Raw genomic sequence first — 21,359 nt, forward strand, 5'->3', positions numbered from 1 at the left:
GGGGTGCGGGGGGTGGTGGGATTGGGGGTGGGGGTTCTGGGCGCGGGTTTGGGCATCGGGGGGGGGGGGGGGGGGGGCGGGGGCGCCCCCCCCCCCCCCCCCCCGGGGGGGGGCCGCCCCCCCCCCGGGGTCCGCCCCCGCCGGTGAACCACCGCGCACGATCGGAACTCCCATGCCCCGCACCCCCCGCACCCCCCGCACCACCCGTCTGGCCGGCGCCGCAGCCGTCGCGCTCGCCGCCGCCCTCACCCTGACCGCCTGCGGCTCCGACGGCGGTGGCGGCAACAGCCCCGCCAAGGTCACCCAGCAGAAGGCCGACTCGCCCTACCAGGGCACCGTGCTCAGCAAGCACTTCGAGAAGCCCGACCTCCAGCTGACCGACACCGCGGGCCAGCCGTTCGACCTGCGCCAGCAGACCAACGGCCGTACCACCCTGCTCTTCTTCGGCTACACCAGCTGCCCGGACGTCTGCCCGACCACCATGGGCGACATCGGCGTCGCGATGAAGAAGCTCTCCGCCGAGGAACGGCAGAAGATCAACGTCGTCTTCGTCTCCACCGACCCGCAGCGCGACACCCCGCAGGTGCTGCGCACCTGGCTCGACTCGATGGGCAGCGACTTCATCGGCCTCACCGGGGACCTCGCCAAGGTGAAGACCGCGGCCCGGTCGCTCGGCATCATGATCGAGGACCCGGTGGTCAACGCGGACGGCACCGTCACCTCCACCCACGGCGCGCAGGTGCTGGCCTTCCTGCCCTCCGACGACAAGGCCCACGTCCTCTACCTCAGCGGCACCGAGGAGAAGACCTACGAGCACGACCTGCCGCTGCTCGCCAAGGGGGTCGCGGCATGAACGGCCCCGGCACCGGGCGCCCCGCCGGCCGGCGCGAGGCACTCGGCTTCCGGCGGACGGCACTCGCCGGGGCGGTACTGGCGACGGCACTGGGCGGCGGCGCCATCCTGGTCGCCTGCGGTGCGGGCGGCACGGACACCACCGCCACCGCCTCCGACGGCGGAGCCGCCAGGCTGAGCGTCGCCGACTCCTACATACCGCTGCCCCCGGCGGGCGGGATGGCGGCCGGCTACCTGACCGTGCGCAACGACGGCACCGGCGGGGACCAGCTGGTCAAGGTCTCCAGCCCGGCCGCCGAGTCGGTCACCATGCACCGCTCCACCGCCTCCACCATGGAGCAGGTCGACCGACTGGACGTCCCCGCGCACGGCGCGTTGCAGCTCGCCCGGGGCGGCACGCATCTCATGATCATGGGATGGCAGAAGGCCCCCGCCCTCGGTGACGAGCTCGAACTCGACCTGACCTTCGCCAAGGCCGGAACCATCTCGGTCAAGGTGCCGGTCAAGGAACTCACCTACCGCCCCGGTCAGCAGTAAAGGGGATCCGCGACATGCTGAAGGTCAGTCACCGCCGGCTCGGCGGACTGCTGGGCGTCCTCGGCGCGCTGCTCGCGCTGCTGCTCGGCGGTGCCGGGCCGGCCGCCGCCCACGCCGCCCTCCAGTCCGCCGACCCGGGCCAGAACTCGGTGGTCCCCACCGCGCCGCAGGCCGTCACGCTGACCTTCAGCGAGACCGTCTCGCTCTCCGCCGACTCGGTGCGCGTGCTCGACCCGGCCGGCAAGGCGGTCGACAGCGGCAACCCGGCCCACGCCGACGGCAAGGGCAACACCGTCCGGGTCGGGCTGAACAGCGGGCTGGCCAACGGCACGTACACGGTCGCCTGGCGCACCGTCTCCGAGGACTCGCACCCGATCGGCGGGGCGTTCACCTTCTCCATCGGCGCGCCCTCGGACACCTCCGTCTCGGCCGGCTCGCTGCAGAGCGCCGACGCCGACGACGTGGTCGCCGCCCTCTACGGCACCGGCCGGACCGTCGCGTACGGGGCGTTCGCCCTGCTCGCCGGCGCGGCCGCGTTCGTCCTGATCTGCTGGCCGGCCGGGGCGGCCCGGCGCTCGGTGCAGCGTCTGCTGATGACCGGCTGGGTGGCGCTGCTGCTCTCCACCGTCGCGGTGCTGATGCTGCGCGGCCCGTACGAGCGGGGCTCGGGCCTCGGACAGGCCTTCGACCTGTCGCTGGTGCGCGCCACGCTGGACGAGCGGATCGGCACCGCGCTGGCCGCCCGGCTGCTGCTGCTCGCGGCGAGCGGGGTGTTCCTGTCGCTGCTGGTCGGCCAGCTCGGCCAGCCGCCGCGCGCGGTGCCCGCGGTCACCGGGACGCAGGACCCGGAGGAGGCCGAGCTGCGGCGGCTGGAACAGCGCGCCGCCGAACGCCCGGAGCGGGACGCCCGGCTCGGCCTCGGCGTGGCCGGGCTGGTGCTGGCGGTCGCCCTCGCGGCGACCTGGGCCGGCGCCGACCACGCCTCGGTGGGCATCCAGGTCTGGCTGGCGCTGCCGCTCGGCATGCTGCACCTGATCGCCATGGCGTTCTGGCTGGGCGGCCTGGCCGCGCTGCTGGTCGGCCTGCGGCACGGGCTCGGCGCGGACGCCGTCGGCCGCTTCTCCAAGGTCGCCATCGGCTCGGTCACGGTGCTCACCGTCACCGGCGTCTACCAGTCCTGGCGCGGCCTCGGCAGCTGGGGCGCGCTGACCGGCACCGAGTACGGGCGGCTGCTGCTGGTGAAGACCGGCTGCGTGGCCGCCATGCTGGTGGTCGCCTGGTTCACCCGCTCCTGGCTGGCCCGGCTGCGGACCGCCCCGGACGAGGCGCCGACCGCCGCGCCCGTCGAGGCCCGCGAACCGGTCGCCGTCACGGCGCACTCGGACGACCCCGTCCGGCAGGCCCAGCTGGCCCGCCAGCAGGCCGCCCGGGAGAACGCCGGGCGCGACCGCGGGCTCACCCCCACCCGGGCCGGGCTGCGCCGCTCGGTGCTGATCGAGGCGCTGGTCGCGGTGGCCGTGCTGGTGGTCACCACGATGCTCACCAACTCGCCGCCCGGCCGGGTGGCGGGCGAGGTCGCGGCGGCGGCGACCGCCGGCACCGCCCCGGCCGGCGGCTCGGCGGAGGCCCCGCAGACCGTGCCCGGCAAGACCCTGGAGCTCAAGCTCCCGTACGACACCAAGGGCCGGACCCCGAACGCCAAGGGCACCGCGACCGTCACCCTCAACCCGGCCGGGACCGGCTCCAACGAGGTGCACCTCGCACTGGACGGCACGGACGGGCAGCCGGCCGAGGTCCCCGAGGTGCAGCTCGCCTTCACCCTGCCGGACCGCGACCTCGGCCCGCTGCCGGTCGCGCTGACCCCCGAGGGCACCGGGCGCTGGAGCGGCACCGCACAGCTGCCGCTGGCCGGGAACTGGGTGGTCTCGGTGGCGGTCCGCTCCTCCGACATCGACCAGGCCACCGAGATCAAGCAGCTGAAGATCGGGTGAACGCGATGAACACCGAGACCACGGCCGACACCGCGTCCGCCGGTACCTCCGCCGACAGCTCCGCCGCCAGGCCGACCGGTACCGGCTTCACCCGGCGGGCCCTGCTGGGCACCGCCGGGGCCGGCCTGGTGATCGGGGCGGGCGCCGGCGCGGCCGGGGCCACCGCCCTGGACCGGACCTCCCCCGCCGCGCCCGCGGCGGGCGGCGGGGCGCTCGGCGCGGCCCGGGTGCCGTTCCACGGCGAGCACCAGGCCGGCATCCTCGAACCGCAGCAGGCCCGGGTCCAGCTGGCCGCGTTCGACCTGGCCGACGGCGCCGGCCGGGACGGGCTGCGCGCACTGCTGCGGCGCTGGTCCCGGACGGCCGCCCGGCTGGCCGTCGGCGAGCCGACCGACGAGCAGGAGAACCAGGTCGCGCTGGACGCCGGGCCCTGCTCGCTCACCGTCACCTTCGGTTTCGGGGCCCCCCTGTTCGACAAGGCCGGGCTGGCCGACCACCGCCCGCCGGCGCTCGAACCGCTGCCGGCCTTCCCGGCGGACGCCCTCGACCCGGCCCGCGGCGACGGCGACCTCTTCGTGCAGATCGGCGCCGACGACGCGCTGGTCGCCGTCCACGCGCTGCGGGTGCTGCAACGCCAGGCGGCCGGGACGGCGGCGCTGCGCTGGCAGATGTCCGGCTTCGCCCGGACGCCCGGCGCCACCGCCCGGCCGATGACCGGCCGCAACCTGATGGGCCAGATCGACGGCACCAACAACCCCAAGCCGGGCCAGGACGGCTTCGACACCACGGTGTTCTGCACCGCCGGGCCGGACCGGCCCGACTGGCTGGCCGGCGGCTCGTACCTGGTGTTCCGGCGGATCAGGATGCTGCTGGACAACTGGGAGGCGCTCCCGCTGGACCGTCAGGAACGGGTGATCGGCCGTCGCAAGTCGGACGGCGCCCCGCTGAACGCGCCCGCCCCGGGCGGCGAGTCCAGCCCGGTGGACCTGGCCGCGCAGGGCCCGGACGGCTCGCTGGCCGTCCCCGCCGACGCGCACATCCGGGTCGCCGCACCGGCCGCCAACGGCGGGGCGGCGATGCTCCGGCGCGGCTTCTCGTACCACGACGGCCTGCTGGCCGACGGGTCCCCGGACGCCGGGCTGCTCTTCCTGGCCTTCCAGGCCGACCCGCGCAAGGGCTTCACCCCGGTGCAGCGCAAGCTCGCCCGGGGCGACGGCCTCTCCCGCTTCCTGCGGCACGAGGCCAGCGGCCTGTACGCCGTCCCGCCGGGCGCCCGGGAGGGCGGCTACGTGGGCCAGCCGCTGCTGGAGGGGTAGCCGCTCCCGCCCCCGCCGCCGTCCGCTCCGTCCCCTGCCCAGGGGCTGAAACGCGTTCATGGGCCGGGGACGAAGTGGTTAAGGTGACTGCTCTGTAACCCCTTTCGAGGAGGCGGTATGTCGGCGACCCGCTACACCTATCTCGGCCCGGCGGGCACCTTCACCGAGGCGGCCCTGCGGACCCTGCCCGAGGCGGCGACCCGGGAGCTGGTGCCGCTGTCCTCGGTACCGCTGGTGCTGGACGCGGTGCGGGGCGGCGAGGCGTCCGGCGCGTTCGTGCCGATCGAGAACTCGGTCGAGGGGGCCGTCACCGCGACCAACGACGAACTGGCCGCCGGCTCCCCGCTGATGATCTACCGCGAGGTGCTGCTGCCGATCTCCTTCGCGCTGCTGGTGCGGCCGGGCACCGAGCTCGCCGACATCGCGACCGTGACCAGCCACCCGGTGGCACAGCCGCAGGTGCGCCGCTGGCTGGCGGCCAACCTGCCGGACGCCCGCTGGGAGTCCTCCGCCTCCAACGCCGACGGTGCCCGGCTGGTCGCCGAGGGCCGCTTCGACGGGGCGTTCGCGGGCGAGTTCGCGGCACCGATCTACGGCCTGGACCCGCTGGTCAAGGAGATCGCCGACGCGCAGAACGCGACCACCCGCTTCATCCTGGTCGGCCGGCCGGGGCGGGTCTCCTCGCCGACCGGCGCGGACAAGACCTCGATGGTGGTCTGGCTGCCGGACGACCATCCGGGCGCGCTGCTGGAGCTGCTCCAGGAGTTCGCGGTGCGCGGGGTCAACCTGATGCGGATCGAGTCCCGGCCGACCGGCGAGGGGCTCGGCAACTACTGCTTCCTGATCGACTGCGAGGGGCACCTCGCCGACCGCCGGGTGAGCGAGGCGCTGATGGGCCTCAAGCGGATCTGCCCGCAGGTGCGCTTCCTCGGTTCCTATCCGCGTGCCGACCGGCAGACCTCCAGGCACCAGCGGCCGGGGACCTCGGACACCGATTTCACCGAGGCCGCCGACTGGCTCTCCCGCTGCCTCGACGGGCGCGGCGACATCTGATCGACGGCTTTCGTTTTCCCGACCGTATTCGACTGTTTCCGACCGTTTTTCCCAGCGCCCGGACGGCGGTCGGGGTCACCGCACCCGTCGTCCACAGGCGCGCCGCCACCGGAAGCGGCTGTCCACAGGGCTGTGGACTGTCCACAGCCGAAAGTTATCCACAGGCCTGGGGATGAATCGACAAACCGGTATAGCCATCGCCCACATCGGTCGGACCACCGGTTAGTGGCGCAGAGATGACTAATCGGACCAGAGTCACCCGTGTGCCATCAAATCACCCGCCCGAGTGCTTCAATTCCCTCACTCGGGAAGGGCGGCCGAGGTTTGAAACCTCAATTCCCCAGTTCTGCCCGCCGCCCCTCACCGCCGCCCAACAATCCACAACCCCGACCCCAAGCCTGTGGATAACCCTGCCCGAGGCGGCTCTCCACAGAAGTTATCCACAGGATCCGTGGAGTTATCCCCAGCCGGAAACCCGTACCGGTGGAAGGGCCCCCGCCCGGTAGGCTTGGGCCCGTGATTGACCTTCGCCTGCTTCGTGAGGACCCTGACCGAGTGCGCGCCTCGCAGCGCGTCCGTGGCGAGGACGTCGACCTGGTCGACGCCCTCCTCTCCGCCGACGAACGGCGCCGGTCCTCGGGCAGTCGCTTCGACGAGCTGCGCAACGAACAGAAGACGCTCGGCAAGCAGGTCGCCAAGGCCCAGGGCGAGGAGAAGACCGCCCTGCTGCAGCGCACCAAGGCGCTCGCCGAGGAGGTCAAGGCCGCCGACGCCGAGCAGGGCGCGGCCAAGGAGGAGGCCGACCGCCTGCTCCGCTCGCTGGCGAACCTCATCGACCCGGCCGCCCCGGTCGGCGGCGAGGAGGACTTCGTCACCCTGGAGGAGATCGGCACCCCGCGCGACTTCGCCGCCGAGGGCTTCGAGCCCCGCGACCACGTCGAGCTGGGCCAGATCCTCGGCGCGATCGACACCGAGCGCGGTGCCAAGGTCGCCGGAGCGCGGTCCTACTACCTGACCGGTGTTGGCGCGCTGCTGGAGCTCGCCCTGATCAACATGGCGATCGCCCAGGCCACCGCGGCCGGCTTCACCCCGATGATCACCCCGGCCCTGGTCCGCCCGGCCGCCATGGACGGCACCGGCTTCCTCGGCCAGGCCGCCGAGAACGTCTACTTCCTCGAAGAGGAGGAGCGCTACCTCGTCGGCACCAGCGAGGTCCCGCTCGCGGCGTACCACATGGACGAGATCATCGACGCCGAGAAGCTGCCGCTGCGGTACGCCGGCTACTCGTCCTGCTTCCGCCGCGAGGCCGGCACCTACGGCAAGGACACCCGCGGCATCATCCGCGTCCACCAGTTCGAGAAGGTGGAGATGTTCGTCTTCACCACGCCCGAGGACGCCGAGGCCGAGCACCGCCGCCTGCTCCAGTGGGAGAAGGACTTCCTCAACGCGCTGGAGCTGCCGTACCGGGTGATCGACGTCGCCTCCGGCGACCTCGGCGCCTCGGCCGCGCGCAAGTACGACATCGAGGCGTGGATCCCGACCCAGGGCAAGTACCGCGAGGTCACCTCGACCTCCAACACCACCGAGTACCAGTCCCGCCGGCTCTCCATCCGCATGCGCGAGGAGGGCAAGGTCCGCCCGCTGGCCACGCTGAACGGCACCCTGGTCGCCGTCCCGCGCACCATCGTGGCGATCCTGGAGAACCACCAGCAGGCCGACGGCTCTGTGGTGGTCCCGGAGGCGCTGCGGCCGTACCTCGGCGGCCGTTCCGTCCTCCCGCCCGTCAAGTAGCACCCCGCAGCACCCGCAGCACCAGCAACTCCCGGGAGACGCACGGCCCATGAGCAGCATCAGCCCCAGCCCCGTCTCCCCCGTCGACGACGGTGGCGGCCTGCCCTTCCGGCTGGTCGCCACCGACCTCGACGGCACCCTGCTGACCAGCGGGGAGAGCGTCTCCGAGCGCACCCGCGCGGCGCTGGCCGCCGCCACCGGCGCCGGGGCGCTGCACATCATCGTCACCGGCCGCTCGGCCGCCTGGGCCCGCCCGGTCTTCGACGAGATCGGCTACACCGGCATAGCCGTCTGCGGCCAGGGCGCGCAGGTCTACGACGCGGGCGCGCACAAGCTGCTCACCTCGCTCACCCTGGACCGCCGGCTGGCCGCGCTGGCCATCGCCAAGATCGAGGCGGAGACCGGTCCGATGGCCGTCGCGGCCAACCAGGACGGCCTGGACGGCGAGGTGCTGGCCGGTCCCGGCTACGAGCTGGTGATCGGCTCCGACCTGCCGGTGGTCCGGGTCGACAGGGACGAACTGCTCGCCGCCCCGGTGAGCAAGCTGTACATCCAGCACCGCGGACTGACCGACGACGACCTCGCCGAGGCGGCCCGGCAGGCGGCCGGGGGGCTGGTCGGCGTCACCATGGCGGGCGCCGGCATCGTCGAACTGCTGCCGCTGGGCCTCTCCAAGGCCACCGGGCTGGCCGTCGCCGCCCGCCGCCTCGGCGTCCGGGCCGCCGACACCATCGCCTTCGGCGACATGCCCAATGACGTGCCGATGTTCGGCTGGGCCCGGCACGGTGTCGCGATGGCCAACGCGCACGAGGAACTGCTCGCGGTCGCCGACGAGGTCACCGTCAGCAACGACGAGGACGGCGTGGCCGCCGTCCTGGAGCGGCTCTACCCGCTCGCCTGACCGACCCACCGGGCCGACGTCGAACAGACATCGGGCGGTTGTCCGGCGGTTGTCCCACAGGCCTGCACCACCACCCGGCTGCCGACCCGTCCGGAAGTGTTTGTATGCTCCGCTGAAGCCCCGCGTCTCCCGGTGCGGTGCCCCTGTGCGGTGCTCCCGGCCGGCCCGGGCCGTGCCCGCCGGACACGCACAGCATTGCTGCTTCCGCCGCTGAGAGGTACGCGCATGTCAGGCCAGTGGGACGAGAGCACGTCGGGCGCGGACGGGCGGCGACGCGGCGGTGGCAGCTCGCGCGGTGGAGACACCCCGGGCACCGGCGCCTCACGCGGCGACGTGCACACCGAACGGGCGTCCGACGGCTCCGGCCGTGTCCCCGCGCCGAGGCCCGGCGGCCGCGCCGAGGCCCGACGGGCCGCCCAGGGCAAGGGCGGACGCGGCAAGACGGACGGCACCAAGGCGGGCGGCGCCGCCGAGGGCGGCGGCCGCGCGGCCGCGCGCAACAGCCGCAAGCCCAAGCGCAAGGTGAAGAAGATCGCCGCCTGGTCGGTGGCGGGCGTCCTGGTGGTGCTGGCCGGCACCGGCGGCGCCATCTACTACAAGCTGAACGGCAACATCAAGTCCTTCGACGCGGACGCCATCTCGACCGACCGCCCGCCGGAGGCCCAGGCCGACGCCAACGGCAACAAGCCGGTCAACATCCTGCTGATCGGCTCGGACTCGCGGGCCGGCAAGAACAGCGACCTCGGCGGCGGCAACGAGGGCGGCGCCCGCTCGGACACCACGATCCTGCTGCACGTCTACGCCGACCACAAGCACGCGGTGGGCATCTCCATCCCGCGCGACGCCCTGGTCACCATCCCCTCGTGCAAGCTGCCGAACGGCAAGTGGAGCAAGGAAGCGCCCGGGCAGATGTTCAACTCGGCCTTCTCCGTGGGCAACGCGGAGACCGGCAACCCGGCCTGCACCCAGAACACCGTGGAGAAACTGACCGGCATCCGGGTCGACCACACCATAGAGGTGAACTTCGAGGGCTTCGCGGCGATGACCGAGGCCGTCGGCGGGGTGGACGTCTGCCTGCCCAACGACATCTACGAGGGGCACATCAACCCCAAACTGGGCAGGAAGGGCAAGGTCATCCTGCCCAAGGGCAAGCAGAAGGTCTCCGGTCAGAAGGCGCTGGACTACGTCCGGCTCCGGCACGGCGTCGGCGACGAATCCGACGTCGGCCGGATGAAGCGTCAACAGGCCTTCCTCGGCTCGCTGATGGCCAAGGTCAAGAGTCAGGGGCTGAGCCCGACCACCCTGCTGCCGCTGGCCGACGCGGCGACCAAGTCGATGACCGTCGACCCCGGTCTGGACTCGGCCAAGAAGCTGATGGACTTCGCGCTGTCGATGAAGGACATCGACCTGCACGACGTCAAGTTCCTCACCACGCCCTGGCGTTACAACGGTCCACGGATCGACCTGGTCCACCCGGCGGTCGACAACCTCTGGAAGACCCTCCAGGCCGACCGGACCATCGACGGCCAGGACGCCACCGGCAAGCAGGAGGACGCGCCGGAGACCCCGGCCGCCGCACCCGAGACCACCCCGGCCGCGCCCCCGCCGGTCGCCGCGAACGGCGCGCCGATCAAGGTCGCGGTCTACAACGGCACCACCGCCACCGGGCTGGCCGGCAAGGCCGCCGACACGCTCAAGGCCGCCAAGGTCACCGTCACCGGCGTCACCGACGCCAAGAACACCAACCGCGCCACCACCACGATCGAGTACGGCTCCGGCCAGAAGGCCAACGCGGAGAAGATCCAGGCGATGTTCCCGGGCGCCACCCTGACGCCGACCTCGGCCACCGGGATCAGCCTGATCGTCGGCAAGGACTACGCCGCCGCCAGCGGCGGCACCGCCGCCGGCACGCCCGGCACCCCGGCCCCGCTGCCCACCGAGGTCGTCAACGACGCCCGCTCCGCCGCCGACGACATCTGCGACAACGTCTCCTACGGCTGACCGCCGGGGAGGCGGGCCTTCCCGCCTCCCGCCCCGCCGTCGCCCCGGCCGACCCGACCGACCCGTCATCCCAGCCGACCCGTCGTCCCAGCCGACCCGTCCCGGAGGGTTCCGGGGGCGTTCATCTCCAGTTGTAGGATGACCGGGCAAGCGGTTGTAGGATGACCGATGACCAGCCGTCCCCGCCCGAGAGGAGCCCCCGTGACCAGCGGCAACGACAGCCTGCAGGCGGCCGGGCGGCGCTCCCTGGTGGACACCGCCATCGACCAGCTGCGCGAGCAGCTGGCCGCCGGCGTCTGGCCGGTAGGGGCACGGATCCCGACCGAGCACGAGCTGGCCGAGCGGCTGCAGGTCGGGCGGAACACCGTGCGGGAGGCGATCCGGGTGCTGGTGCACGCCGGCATGCTGGTCTCCCGGCAGGGCGAGGGAACGTTCGTCCGCAGCACCAGCGACCCGGCCTCCGTCCTGCGGGGCGTGCAGCGCTCCGGCATCCGGGACGTGCTGGAGGTCCGCGCGGCGCTGGAGGCCGAGGGCGCCCGGCTGGCGGCGCTGCGGCACACCCCCGAGGACATCGTCCGGATGCGGACCGCGCTGGCCCACGAGGCCGAGGTGATCGCGACGCAGCCCGAGCGGACCGGTCGCGAGGCGACCGTCGAGCACGACCTGGAGTTCCACACCGCCGTCGTCGAGGCCGCGCACAACCCGGCGCTGACCGAGGTGTACCGCTACTTCGGCGCCTCGGTGCGCGAGTCGATGCGGACGGCCTTCGGCGACCACGAGATGCCCGAGGTGGTCGTGGCCACCCACGAAGCGCTGGTGGACGCGATCGAGAGCGGCGACCCGGACCGCGCCGAGGCGGCCTGTCGCGCGCTGCTCGCCGAGCCGACCGCGGCCGTCGAGCAACTCCTCGCGGCCATCGCGGCCCGGAAGTGAGACGGCGCGAGCCCTCCTTCCCCGATCCGCGCCCCTGATCTCACGTTTCGCGTGATCTCACGTTTCACGAAAGAGCAGCACCCATGGCAGTCACCCGTGCCCAGCAGCCGGTGGTCACCTATCCGCTTCCCGTCCGCTCCCGGCCGGCCCACCCCGCGCTGCTGCTGACCGGCATCCTCCTGGTCGCGCTCAACATGCGCGCCTGCCTGGCGGCGGTCTCGCCGATGGTCGGCGAGATCCAGCACACCTTCGGCCTCTCCGCCACCGCGAGCGGTCTGATCACCACCGTCCCGGTGCTGTTCCAGGGCGTCGGCGCGCCGCTCACCCCCCGGCTGACCCGGCGGTTCGGCACCGAGCGGGTGGTCCTGGGCGCGGTGCTGGTGCTCGGCGCGGGCGTGCTGCTGAGGGTGCTGCCGTCGGTGGCCGCGCTGTACGCGGGCTGCGTGGTGATCGGCGTGGCGATCGCCGTCCTGAACGTCTCGATGCCGGGTCTGGTGAAGCGCGAGTTCCCGGGCCGGGCCGCGGCCATGACGGGTGTCTACTCGACCACCATGCTGGTCGGCGCGACCCTCGCGGCCGGCATGTCCGTCCCGCTGGAGCACGCGCTCGGCGGCGGCTGGCAGGCCTCGCTGGGCGCCTGGTCGCTGCTCGCGCTGGTCGCGGCGGTGGCCTGGCTGCCGCAGGTGCTGCGCTCGCGGCAGGAGAAGGCGGCGGTGGCGGTGGGGGCTCCGGCCGGGCGGCCGATCCAGGGGATCTGGCGCTCGCCGCTGGCCTGGCAGATCAGCCTCTTCATGGGCATCTCGTCGCTGCTGGTCTACACCCTGGTGGCGTGGATGCCGACCATCCTGGCCGACCACGGGATGGACCGCGGCGAGGCCGGCCTGGTCTTCGCCTTCTCCAACCTGGTGCAGGTCGCCGGCGCCTTCCTGGTGCCGCTGATGGCCGGCCGGATGACCAGCCAGCGGGCGCTGGCCGTGGTGATGGCCGCGCTCAACGGGCTCGGGATCGCCGTCCTGCTGATCTCTCCGGTGCCCTGCGCCTGGGTGTCGGCCACCATCCTGGGCGTCGCCCAGGGCGGTTCGCTGGGCCTCGGGCTCGCCTTCATCGTGCTGCGGACCGACAGCGCGGCCGGCGCCGCCCAGCTGGGCGGGATGTCGCAGGCGGTCGGCTATCTGGTGGCGGCGGCCGGCCCGGTCGGCGCCGGGGCGCTGCACCAGTTGACCGGGGACTGGAACACCCCGCTGGCGCTGATGCTGGCGCTGGCCGCCGTCGCGGCCGTGGCCGGCTGGGGCGCCGGCCGCAACCGGACGCTCTGAGTCGCCCAGGTACTCAGCCCAGGTACTCAGCCCAGGTACTCAGGGGCACCCGCCAGGGAGGCCGCCGGCCGCGGCCCCTGGCCGGTCACTCCTCGGCGGCCAGGGTCAGCCCGGCGAGCTTCACCGAGGCCAGCGCCGTCGCCACCACGGTGAACACCAGCAGCAGCGGGACGGCCACGCCGAGCGCGACGTCCGCGGTGATCGCGCCGTCCGCGGCCACCGCCTTCGCCACCGACAGGCCCCACTGCTGGACACTCAGCGTCCGGGCGCCCGTCACGAAGTTGCCGATCAGCGACTCCCAGATCAGCGCGTACGCCAGACCCGCCACCACCGCGTGCCGGGTGACCACGCCGAGCAGCAGGAAGAGCGCGCTGTACACGGCACCGGCCACCAGGGTGGCCACGGTGTAGCCGAGCGCCAGGTTCTCCTTGGTGCCGTACATCAGCAGGCCGGCCAGCAGGGTGGGGATGCCCGCGAAGACCCAGGTGGTGCCGATCGCCACCACCAGCTTGGTGGTGATGATCTTCCAGCGGGGCAGCGGCTTGGCGAGCAGGTAGACGATCGAGCCGTCGTCGATCTCGGTGGCGATGGCGCCGGTGCCCACCACCAGGCCGAGGATCGGCACCAGGGTGCCGAGGCCCAGCTGGCCGAGGATCCTGACGGTCAGAGTGTGCTCGTCCCCGCTGGAGCCGCTGGCGATCGCCGAGACGAGCAGCAGCAGGGCGGGGACCACCAGCAGCAGGATGCCGCGGCGGCGGCCCAGCAGGCCACGCAGCGTCAGCCTGGCGACGGTCGGGTTCATGGTTGGTCGGCCTTCCTGGGTCCGGTTCAGGCGATCAGGCGATCAGGTGTACGGGCGGTCGGGCGGTCAGGCGGTCAGGCGGTCAGGCGGAGACGAGGTAGGAGAAGACGCTCTCCAGCGACTCGTCCGCCGGTGCGACGGTGTACAGCCGGATGCCCGCCTGCTGCGCGACCTTCGGCAGCAGGGTGGTGAAGCCCTGGAAGTTGACCGCCTGGATCCGCAGTCCGCTCCCGTCGCCCGCCGCCCTTCCACCGGGGCGCCGCGCGCCCGCCCCCGGCTGCCAGTCCAGCTCGATGCCGGCCGTGGACGGGTCGGCGATCAGCGCGGCCGCCAGCCTGCGGTCGTCGCTGGAGTGGACCAGGTAGCGGTGCGGGCGGTCGGTCATCAGCCGGCGGATCTTCCGGAAGTCCCCGGAGGCGGCATGCCGCCCGGCGACCACGACCTCGATGTGCCGGGCCAGCTGCTCGACCTCCTCCAGGATGTGCGAGGAGAACAGCACCGTCCGGCCGTCCGCGCCGAAGCGCCGCAGCAGCTCCATCAGCTGGAGCCGCTGGCGCGGGTCCATCCCGTTGAAGGGCTCGTCGAGCAGCAGCACGGACGGGTCGTGGACCAGCGCGGAGGCCATCTTGACGCGCTGCTTCATGCCCTTGGAGTACGTCCCGGTCTTCCGGTCCTGGGCATACTCCATCTCGACCAGGCCCAGCGCCCGCTTGGCGGCGGCGGCCGGGTCGGCGAGGCCGTGGAGTTCGGCGTTCGCGAGAACGAACTCCCAGCCGGTCAGGTAGTCGTACATCGACTCGCGCTCGGGGACGAGCCCGATCTGCCGGTAGACCTCCTGGTTGCGCCAGATCGGGGCGCCGTCCAGGGTGACCGCCCCGGTGGAGGGGGCGAGGAAGCCGCTCATCATGTGGATGAGGGTGGACTTGCCCGCGCCGTTGGGCCCGAGCAGACCGGTGATGCCGGGGCCGATCGTCATGCTGATGTCGTTGACGGCGACCACGTTGCCGAACCAGCGGGAGACCTTGTCGATGGTGATGGTGGCCATGGTGCCCTCTCAGATGTCCCGGTAGCGGCGCAGCAGCAGCCCGTACGAGCCGGCCACCATCGCGCCGGCGGTGGCGGCGAAGGCGACCACACCGAGCGCACCGGGCGCGTGCATCCGGTCGAAGTCGCCGCCGATGTCGAACAGCTGGTTGGTGAGGCTCTCCACGAGCCCGTTCGGCGAGAGCAGCGCGATCCACTGCGCGGAGTCCGGGATCCCGACGGAGCCGACGCTGGAGATCCCGACGATGATGGCCACCACGGTGGTGCTGATCGCCAGGTAGCCCATGATGGCGGCCACCCCGAAGCCCCGGCGCGGGGTGGTGGCGGCGATCACCAGCGCGACCGAGGTGGGGACCAGTGCGTAGAGCACGGCCGTGACCAGGCCGTAGAGGAAGTGCGCGGTGTGGTGTCCGAAGTCCAGCCCACCGAGCAGCGCGCCGATGTAGAGGACCAGCAGCGGAGCCGTCATCAGCAGCAGCTGGGCGCAGACCATCGCGGCGAACTTGGCCCGGACGTAGTCGCCGCGGGTGATCGGGCGGGAGAAGTACAGCGGGACGGTGTGGTGGCGGAGGTCCCGGGAGAGCAGGACGGGGGCCTGCGAGGCCAGGAAGATCGAGACGACCAGCCCCAACGAGCCGAGGTACTGCGGGTAGTCGACCGGAAGATCGGTGCGGCTCATGGCGAGGGTGAGCGCGACCATGACCACGGCGGGGGTGGTGACCACGCCGAGCACCAGCATCGGCAGCACCTTGGACTTGCCGGAGCGCCCGAGGCCGTACGCGGCGCGCAGGCTCTGGGTGAACAGCGAGCGGGTGGCGTAGGCCCGGCCGAGCCGGGGGCCGGTGTAGCCGCGGTAGCCGATGTCGTGGATGACGCCGGTGTCGGCCGGCCTGGTCTCAGGAGGCAGCGACATCTGCGGTACCTCCCCTGGGTGCGGTGCCGGCCGGCACGGTGCCGGCGTCGTCGGTGCCGGCCTGCCCGGTACCGGCCTGCTCGGTGAAGAGCTCGGAGACCCGGTGGCGGCGCTGTTCCAGCCGGACCAGCCCGAGGCCGAGGTCCGCGACGGCGTCGCGGATGGTGTCGTAGGTGTCGTCGCCCGCGAGCCGGACCAGCAGGACACGGGTGCCGTCCGGCTGTACCGACAGCCCGGCGGCGGCCAGCCGCTCGTACACGGCCGCGCCCGCGTCCAGGGCGAGGTCGTCCGGATGGTCCGTCACCTCGACCGCGAGGACCGCCGTCGCCTCGGTGAACGAGGCGGTGGAGGAGGAGCGCAGCAGCTTGCCGCCGTCGATGACCACCAGGTGGTCGCAGGTCCGCTCCAGCTCGCCCAGCAGGTGGGTGGTGACCAGCACCGAGATGCCGAAGTCGGAGTGGATCCGGCGGATCAGCGCCAGCATGTCGTCCCGGCCGACCGGGTCGAGCCCGTTGGTCGGTTCGTCCAGCAGCACCAGCTTCGGGTCGTGCACCAGCGCCTGGGCCAGCTTGACCCGCTGCTTCATGCCGGTCGAGTACCCGCCCATCGGGCGGTACCGCTCCTCGTACAGCCCGACGTGCCGCAGCGTGTCCGCCGTCCGCTCGCGCGCGGCGGCGGCCGGCAGCCCGGCCATCCGCGCCATGTGGACCACGAACTCCGTGGCCGAGACGTCCGGCGGCAGGCAGTCGTGCTCCGGCATGTAGCCGACCTGCTCGCGGATCTCCGAGCCCTGGGTGGCGATGTCCAGACCGAGGACCTGGCCGCTCCCGGACGTCGCCGGGGCGAGCCCGAGCAGGATCTTGATGAGTGTGGACTTGCCCGCACCATTGGCCCCCACCAGACCGACCACCCCGGGCTGCACCTCTACGGTGAGCTGGTCGAGGGCGGTGACCCGGGGGAACCTCTTGGTGAGGCCGTCCGTCTTGATGACAGTGGACACAGGGCTCAACGTAGTGTGCGCACGCCGTGCCCGCCATGAGCTGGAATGACGAACCCGGCATGATGCTTCGGTATGACACTCCCGCGCTGATCCCCTAGGGGTCGGAATCGGCCAACCCGGCTTGTACTCTTGTCAGATTCCTAACAGGGGGCCGTCGGGATCAACTCCCGGCGTGAGAGGGAGATGTGAGCACAGTGTCGGATCGTGCGACCGAGTTCGACCGGATGATGAACCCCTGGGCCTACGACGCCGACGGCAATCTCACGGTACAGGCCCAGCGGCAGGAGACCGCGCACACCAGGATCAACTCGGCCGGCGCCCCGGGCGGCGGCGGGAGCACCGTCACCGTCGACCCGGACGCGCTGGAGGCCGCCGCCGGCTCCTCCGACCAGATCCACGGGCGGCTGAACGGCGACGGCCGGTCCGCCGACGACGAGACCGCCACCGTCGCCACCTCGCTCGCCAACTGGCGTACCGGCAAGGCCGCCCAGGCCGCCGCCGCCACCTGGGACCAGCAGATCGCCGCACTCGGCGGCACCATCGGCGAGCTCACCCAGGCGCTGCACCAGACCGCCGGCAACTACCGCCGCAACGAATCGGCCGTCAAGCACGACCTGAGCGCCTGAGGGGGCCGGACGAGATGGTCGACTTCCACGAGTTGAGCACCGCCAAGCTGGACGTCCTCGGCACCGCCGCCTCCGCCTGGGAGGACGTCGTCAAGAAGCTGCGGTCGATGGACCAGGACTGGGACAACGCGGTGATCGCCAAGGTCGACTCCGCGAACTGGACCGGCCCTTCGGCCGATCAGGCCAGGCCGAAACTCCAGCGCGTCAACGAACAGCTGACCGCCGCCGTGACCGAGGCGGGCGCGATCGCCTCGATCCTCAAGGACGCCGGCCAGGACTTCCAGGCCGCCAGGTCCAGACTCGACAAGGCGGTGGCCGACGCCAGGGCCGCCGGACTGACCGTCAGCGACACCGGCACCGTCAGCTGGCCCCCGGCCGACCACGCGACCCGGCACGACCCGGACGCCAACCAGGCCTACCAGGCGGAGTACCGCGGCAAGGCCGAAGCCGCCCGGAAGGCGATCGACGCGGCCGTCCAGGAGGCCACCGCCGCCGACGAACGCGCCGCCTGGGCGCTCGGCTCCGACACCGCCACCGACAACGTGAAGTCCTTCAACGCCAGGGCCATCGGCGGCGGCCCGGAGGGGGACGGCGACCGCGCCGCCCAGCTGGCCGCCAAGGGCGGAAAGATCTCGGATGCCGAACTCACCGAGCTCAACTCCCTGTTGGCCGCCAACGCCAACGACCCGAAGTTCTCGACCAGGTTCTACCAGGACCTCGGCCCCAAGGGGACGCTACAGGCCTGGAACAGCATGGTCGGCGACGAACAGCAGTTCAACGGCGCGAGCGACGCCCGGTGGAAGCAGTACCAGGAGCTGCAGAAGAACCTCGGCCTCAACCTGGCCACCGCCACCCGCACCACCAACGAGCCGCACCTGTCCGACCAGTGGGCCGCCGACCTGCGCAAGGCCGGCTCCGAGACGATGTGGGACAAGCCCTACCGCCAAAGCGGCATGGACTACGCGCCGTACGGCTACCAGGTGCTCTCCGGCATCCTGCGCACCGGCGACTACGACCCGCGCTTCCTCAACCCGATCGCCGAGCACATCACCCAGCTGGACACCGACGAGAAGTACTGGCCGGCCCCGGTCTTCGGCCCGCGCAGCGACCGGCGCGGCTACAACCTGCTGGGCCCGGAAGGCGGTTCGGGCTTCGAGCCGACCACAGCGATCCTGGAGGCGCTGGGCCACAGCCCCGAGGCGGCCACCAGGTTCTTCCACGACCGGCCGACCGCGTACAACACCGACGGCACCGTCAACCCGAACGGCAGGACCACCCCGGCGGACTACCTGACGTACTTCACGCACGACAAGGAGTACACGCCGGACACCGTCTCGCAGAAGAACGAGCTGCGCCGACAGGGCATGCACAGCGGCCCCGACGCCCTCGGCCACGCCCTGGAGGCGGCCACCACCGGCCGCCCGTACGACGATCCGTCGGGCCCGCCGGCCAAGCACACCGCCGACCAGGCCGACGTGATGAACCGGGTCGTGCAGACCTTCGGCACCCACGGCAACGGCGGTGTCCTCGACGATCTCAAGGGCGAGGACGCCAAGTTCGCCCCGCTGCGGGACAGCCTCGGGCACATGACCGCCGACTACATCGGCGACACCCAGCGCGCGCTCTCCCCGCACAAGGACGACCTGCCGGTCAACGGCGCCCCCGCCAACCTCAGGGAGGCGCCGGTCCGCGGCCTGCTGGACGCGCTCGGCCGCGACCCGGACGCCTACGGCGCCGTCGTCAACGCCAACCAGGCCTACTCCACCGCCGTCATCCGCGGCCACATCGACAGCGGGCAGACCGACTTCGCCCGGCTGGAGGCCGACATCGACTCCACCTCGCGGGCCGGCGGCGTGGTCAGCGGCATCCTCAACGAGGCCCGGATCAACGAGGTCCACAGCGAACACGCCGCCTCCGACAAGGAGTACAACGAGGCGCTGGAGAAGAACGCCGGCTACGCCAAGACGGTCTTCAGCAGCACGATCGGCGCGGTCACCGAGAAGGTGCCGGTCGCCGGCGAGGTGGCGAACTTCCTGGTCGAGGAGATCACCGACAGCGTGGTCAAGGCCAACGAGCGCGACACCACCGGGGAGGCCCGGCAACAGGGCCGCGACTACGTCGCCGACGGCCGCGGCAGCGCGGCGCTCGGCGCCAAACAGGCCGTCACCGACGCCGCGTTCGGGACGGCCCTCAGCGCCGACGACATCCGGCGACTGGCCGACAGTGCCGGGGACCGGGTGCTCGACGGCTACACCGACGGCTCCTCGGGCAGCCAGAGTTCCAACGGGAAGGTCTCCGGATGATGAGCGAACAGCGCCGACCGGCCGCCGCCGCGGTGGTCGTGGCCGCCGCCCTGGCCCTGGCCCTGGCCGGGTGCGGCAGCGACGGCGGTACCGGCGAGGGCGGCGAGGGCGGCAGCAGCGCCGGGGCGAAGACGGCCTGCGAGGGCGTCGTCCGCGAGAGCTACGCCGAGGCCGTACTGAGCGACGGCGCCTCGGCGGCGTACAAGCTGGACAAGCAGCTCGACGCGCAGCGCCAGGCCGGGCTCCAGCTGCTGGACTGCGCGGTCGACGCCAAGCGGGGGCCGGGCCTGCTCGTCCGGCTGGCCGGGAGCGAGACCCCGGGCGGCGGCCCCAGGGCCAACGCCCCGCTCCCCGGTGAGCCGGTCTTCACCCTGGGCTTCGGCGACCGCAGCGAGGTCACCCGCTGGCGGGCCGAGCTCACCTTCCGCTGTGACGGCACCTACCGGCGCTCCGGTAGCGAGAAGGGGCTGTACTTCACCGTGCAGGTCGGCCCGAACGCCTCGGCGGAGCAGGCCAATCCGGCCGGCTCCCCCAAGTGGACCCCGGAGCACTGGGCCCGGCTCGCCGCCGACACCGCGCAGCGGGCCGCCCGCGGCCCGCTCGGCTGCACCGCGCCCGTCGACTGGCCCACCGGGGAGCCCGTGCTCACTCCGGCGGGCGGCGGGAACTCGGCTGCGGGCGGCGAGGGTTCGTCCTCGGGTGGTACGAGTTCGCCTTCGGGCGACGGGAGTTCGGCGAGCCCGACCGCGTGAGCACCGGTGGGCGGCCGCGGCGCGGGCGGCTGCCGGTCGGCCGGGCGCTGCCGGTGGCGCTCGGGCTGGCGGTCGCGGCCGCCGGGACGGTCGGCTACCTGGACTGGCGCGCCCACCAGCCGGCGGAGGAGCCCGGACGGGCCGCCCGGCTCTGCGGCCTGTCCACCGGCGACGGCACCCCGCTCGGGCGGCTGCTGCCCCCGGGCGCCCAGGACGTGGAGGAGCGGGAGGCGAACGGTTACGGCGGCCCCGGCCCGCGGTCCTGCGCGATCCGGGTCGACGGGCGGACCGCGCTGACCGTCACAGCGGCCCGGCACGAGGGTTCGGCGGCGCTCTCCCCCGCCGCCGCGGGGCAGCCGGACGCGCACGGCTTCGGCGCGGGCAGCCTCTCCGCCTCCTGGGCCCGGGGGGCCGCGGTCGCCGACTACTGCCCCGGCAAGGACCAGCCGGTCGGCCATGTACGGCTGGAGGTCACCGCCGGTGCGGCGGCCCGCGGCGGTCGGGCCGAGCTCGAGTCCGTCGCCAGGGACGCGCTGGCGCAGCAGCGGAAGGACGTCTGCGGATGAACGGGCCCGGTCGTTCCGTCCTGGCGGTCCCGGCCGCGCTGCTGCTGGTCCTGGGCGGTGGCCTGTTCGGCTGGCACCGCCATCTCGACGCCGTCGAGGACCGGCCGCCGGCCGTCGACCTCTCGCACGGCGAGTGCCGGGGCGCGCTCGACGGCCCCGGCTTCACCGGACTGCTCGGCGCCACCCACCGCGTCCGGGTCGAGACCCAGTACCGGCCGGGCGACGCGAAGTCCGCCACCGTACTGGCCTGTGTGGTGACCGGCCCGGGCGGGCGGACACTCACCGTCACGGCGCGCGGCGCCGCCACCGAGGCGGAACGCGACAGGGACGAGGCGGAGTCGGCGCGCGCGGACTTCCGCCCGTTCGGCGCCGGCCGGGCGGGTGCCGACGGGGCGGTGGTCCGTTTCACCTGCGCCACCGGTCCGGCGGACGGCACGGCGGGGTCGGGCGGGGTGGCAGGATCGGGCGGCGCGGGCGCCGGTCGGACCTGGTACTACCTGGCGACCGTACGGCTGGCCGGGGCCGGCGGCGGTACGGCCGCCGGACCGGGCCGACAGCGCACGGCCGGGCTGGCCGTGGACTTCGCGCGCCGGGCCGCCGAACGGGCGCTCGGCTGCACCGCCCCCGTCGGGCTGCCGGCCGGGCCGGTCACGGTGGAGTGA

At 73.2% G+C, this 21,359-nt stretch carries 19 protein-coding genes; 15 read left to right on the top strand and 4 right to left on the bottom strand.

What is annotated here, in order from left to right; genetic code table 11:
• Positions 1-172 precede the first annotated feature (172 nt).
• From ACIQIB_RS13730 to ACIQIB_RS13775, 10 genes are all read left to right on the top strand, one after another.
• Positions 173-853 carry an SCO family protein gene (locus ACIQIB_RS13730; RefSeq protein ID WP_400757968.1) on the top strand — a complete coding sequence of 227 codons (681 nt, stop codon included), beginning with the start codon at positions 173-175 and terminating at the stop codon, positions 851-853.
• Positions 850-1,389, top strand: coding sequence for a copper chaperone PCu(A)C (locus tag ACIQIB_RS13735; protein WP_363605275.1), 540 nt, complete (start codon positions 850-852; stop codon positions 1,387-1,389). Before ACIQIB_RS13730 ends, ACIQIB_RS13735 begins: the two co-directional genes overlap by 4 nt.
• Positions 1,390-1,403: 14 nt before the next feature.
• Complete coding sequence (locus tag ACIQIB_RS13740) at positions 1,404-3,380, top strand: FixH family protein (RefSeq protein ID WP_400757970.1); 1,977 nt, start codon at positions 1,404-1,406, stop codon at positions 3,378-3,380.
• A 5-nt stretch (positions 3,381-3,385) separates the two neighbouring features.
• On the top strand, positions 3,386-4,696 hold the full coding sequence (gene efeB, locus ACIQIB_RS13745) for an iron uptake transporter deferrochelatase/peroxidase subunit (RefSeq protein WP_363605272.1): 1,311 nt from the start codon (positions 3,386-3,388) through the stop codon (positions 4,694-4,696).
• 117 nt (positions 4,697-4,813) lie between these two features.
• Positions 4,814-5,749: a prephenate dehydratase gene (gene pheA, locus ACIQIB_RS13750; protein ID WP_363605271.1), complete on the top strand. Its 936-nt coding sequence runs from the start codon at positions 4,814-4,816 to the stop codon at positions 5,747-5,749.
• 516 nt (positions 5,750-6,265) lie between these two features.
• Positions 6,266-7,540 carry a serine--tRNA ligase gene (serS, locus tag ACIQIB_RS13755; protein ID WP_363605270.1) on the top strand — a complete coding sequence of 425 codons (1,275 nt, stop codon included), beginning with the start codon at positions 6,266-6,268 and terminating at the stop codon, positions 7,538-7,540.
• 49 nt (positions 7,541-7,589) lie between these two features.
• Complete coding sequence (locus ACIQIB_RS13760) at positions 7,590-8,441, top strand: HAD family hydrolase (RefSeq protein WP_363605268.1); 852 nt, start codon at positions 7,590-7,592, stop codon at positions 8,439-8,441.
• A 225-nt stretch (positions 8,442-8,666) separates the two neighbouring features.
• Positions 8,667-10,442, top strand: coding sequence for an LCP family protein (locus ACIQIB_RS13765; RefSeq protein WP_400757973.1), 1,776 nt, complete (start codon positions 8,667-8,669; stop codon positions 10,440-10,442).
• Positions 10,443-10,643: 201 nt separating this feature from the next.
• The gene (locus ACIQIB_RS13770) at positions 10,644-11,375 is read left to right on the top strand and encodes a FadR/GntR family transcriptional regulator (protein WP_363605266.1); all 732 of its coding nucleotides are present in this window, start codon (positions 10,644-10,646) and stop codon (positions 11,373-11,375) included.
• 83 nt (positions 11,376-11,458) lie between these two features.
• A complete protein-coding gene (locus ACIQIB_RS13775) occupies positions 11,459-12,691 on the top strand; it encodes a CynX/NimT family MFS transporter (protein WP_400757976.1) in 1,233 nt (410 codons plus the stop codon).
• 85 nt (positions 12,692-12,776) lie between these two features.
• On the opposite strand, the gene ACIQIB_RS13780 is transcribed toward ACIQIB_RS13775, so the two are convergent.
• The 4 genes from ACIQIB_RS13780 to ACIQIB_RS13795 form a co-directional block, all read right to left on the bottom strand.
• A complete protein-coding gene (locus ACIQIB_RS13780) occupies positions 12,777-13,493 on the bottom strand; it encodes an ABC transporter permease (RefSeq protein ID WP_363605262.1) in 717 nt (238 codons plus the stop codon).
• Positions 13,494-13,575: 82 nt separating this feature from the next.
• Positions 13,576-14,538, bottom strand: a complete 963-nt coding sequence (locus ACIQIB_RS13785) for an ABC transporter ATP-binding protein (RefSeq protein WP_363605261.1) — start codon at positions 14,536-14,538, stop codon at positions 13,576-13,578.
• A gap of 9 nt (positions 14,539-14,547) precedes the next feature.
• Complete coding sequence (locus tag ACIQIB_RS13790) at positions 14,548-15,450, bottom strand: ABC transporter permease (protein ID WP_363605259.1); 903 nt, start codon at positions 15,448-15,450, stop codon at positions 14,548-14,550.
• Positions 15,434-16,450 carry an ABC transporter ATP-binding protein gene (locus ACIQIB_RS13795; protein WP_363605257.1) on the bottom strand — a complete coding sequence of 339 codons (1,017 nt, stop codon included), beginning with the start codon at positions 16,448-16,450 and terminating at the stop codon, positions 15,434-15,436. Before ACIQIB_RS13795 ends, ACIQIB_RS13790 begins: the two co-directional genes overlap by 17 nt.
• A 194-nt stretch (positions 16,451-16,644) precedes the next feature.
• Here ACIQIB_RS13795 and ACIQIB_RS13800 point away from each other — a divergent pair, with 194 nt between their 5' ends.
• From ACIQIB_RS13800 to ACIQIB_RS13820, 5 genes are read left to right on the top strand one after another with little or no spacing between them, the layout of a single operon-like run.
• Positions 16,645-17,076, top strand: coding sequence for a type VII secretion target (locus ACIQIB_RS13800; RefSeq protein WP_363605256.1), 432 nt, complete (start codon positions 16,645-16,647; stop codon positions 17,074-17,076).
• A gap of 14 nt (positions 17,077-17,090) precedes the next feature.
• Positions 17,091-19,379 carry a hypothetical protein gene (locus tag ACIQIB_RS13805; protein ID WP_400757979.1) on the top strand — a complete coding sequence of 763 codons (2,289 nt, stop codon included), beginning with the start codon at positions 17,091-17,093 and terminating at the stop codon, positions 19,377-19,379.
• A complete protein-coding gene (locus ACIQIB_RS13810; RefSeq protein ID WP_400757981.1) occupies positions 19,376-20,131 on the top strand; it encodes a hypothetical protein in 756 nt (251 codons plus the stop codon). The genes ACIQIB_RS13805 and ACIQIB_RS13810 overlap by 4 nt, the downstream gene beginning before the upstream one ends.
• A complete protein-coding gene (locus tag ACIQIB_RS13815; RefSeq protein WP_400757983.1) occupies positions 20,128-20,697 on the top strand; it encodes a hypothetical protein in 570 nt (189 codons plus the stop codon). The genes ACIQIB_RS13810 and ACIQIB_RS13815 overlap by 4 nt, the downstream gene beginning before the upstream one ends.
• Complete coding sequence (locus tag ACIQIB_RS13820; RefSeq protein ID WP_400757984.1) at positions 20,694-21,359, top strand: hypothetical protein; 666 nt, start codon at positions 20,694-20,696, stop codon at positions 21,357-21,359. Before ACIQIB_RS13815 ends, ACIQIB_RS13820 begins: the two co-directional genes overlap by 4 nt.

Origin of the sequence: Kitasatospora sp. NPDC092286 (assembly GCF_044755565.1) — a bacterium.
GTDB lineage: Bacteria > Actinomycetota > Actinomycetes > Streptomycetales > Streptomycetaceae > Kitasatospora.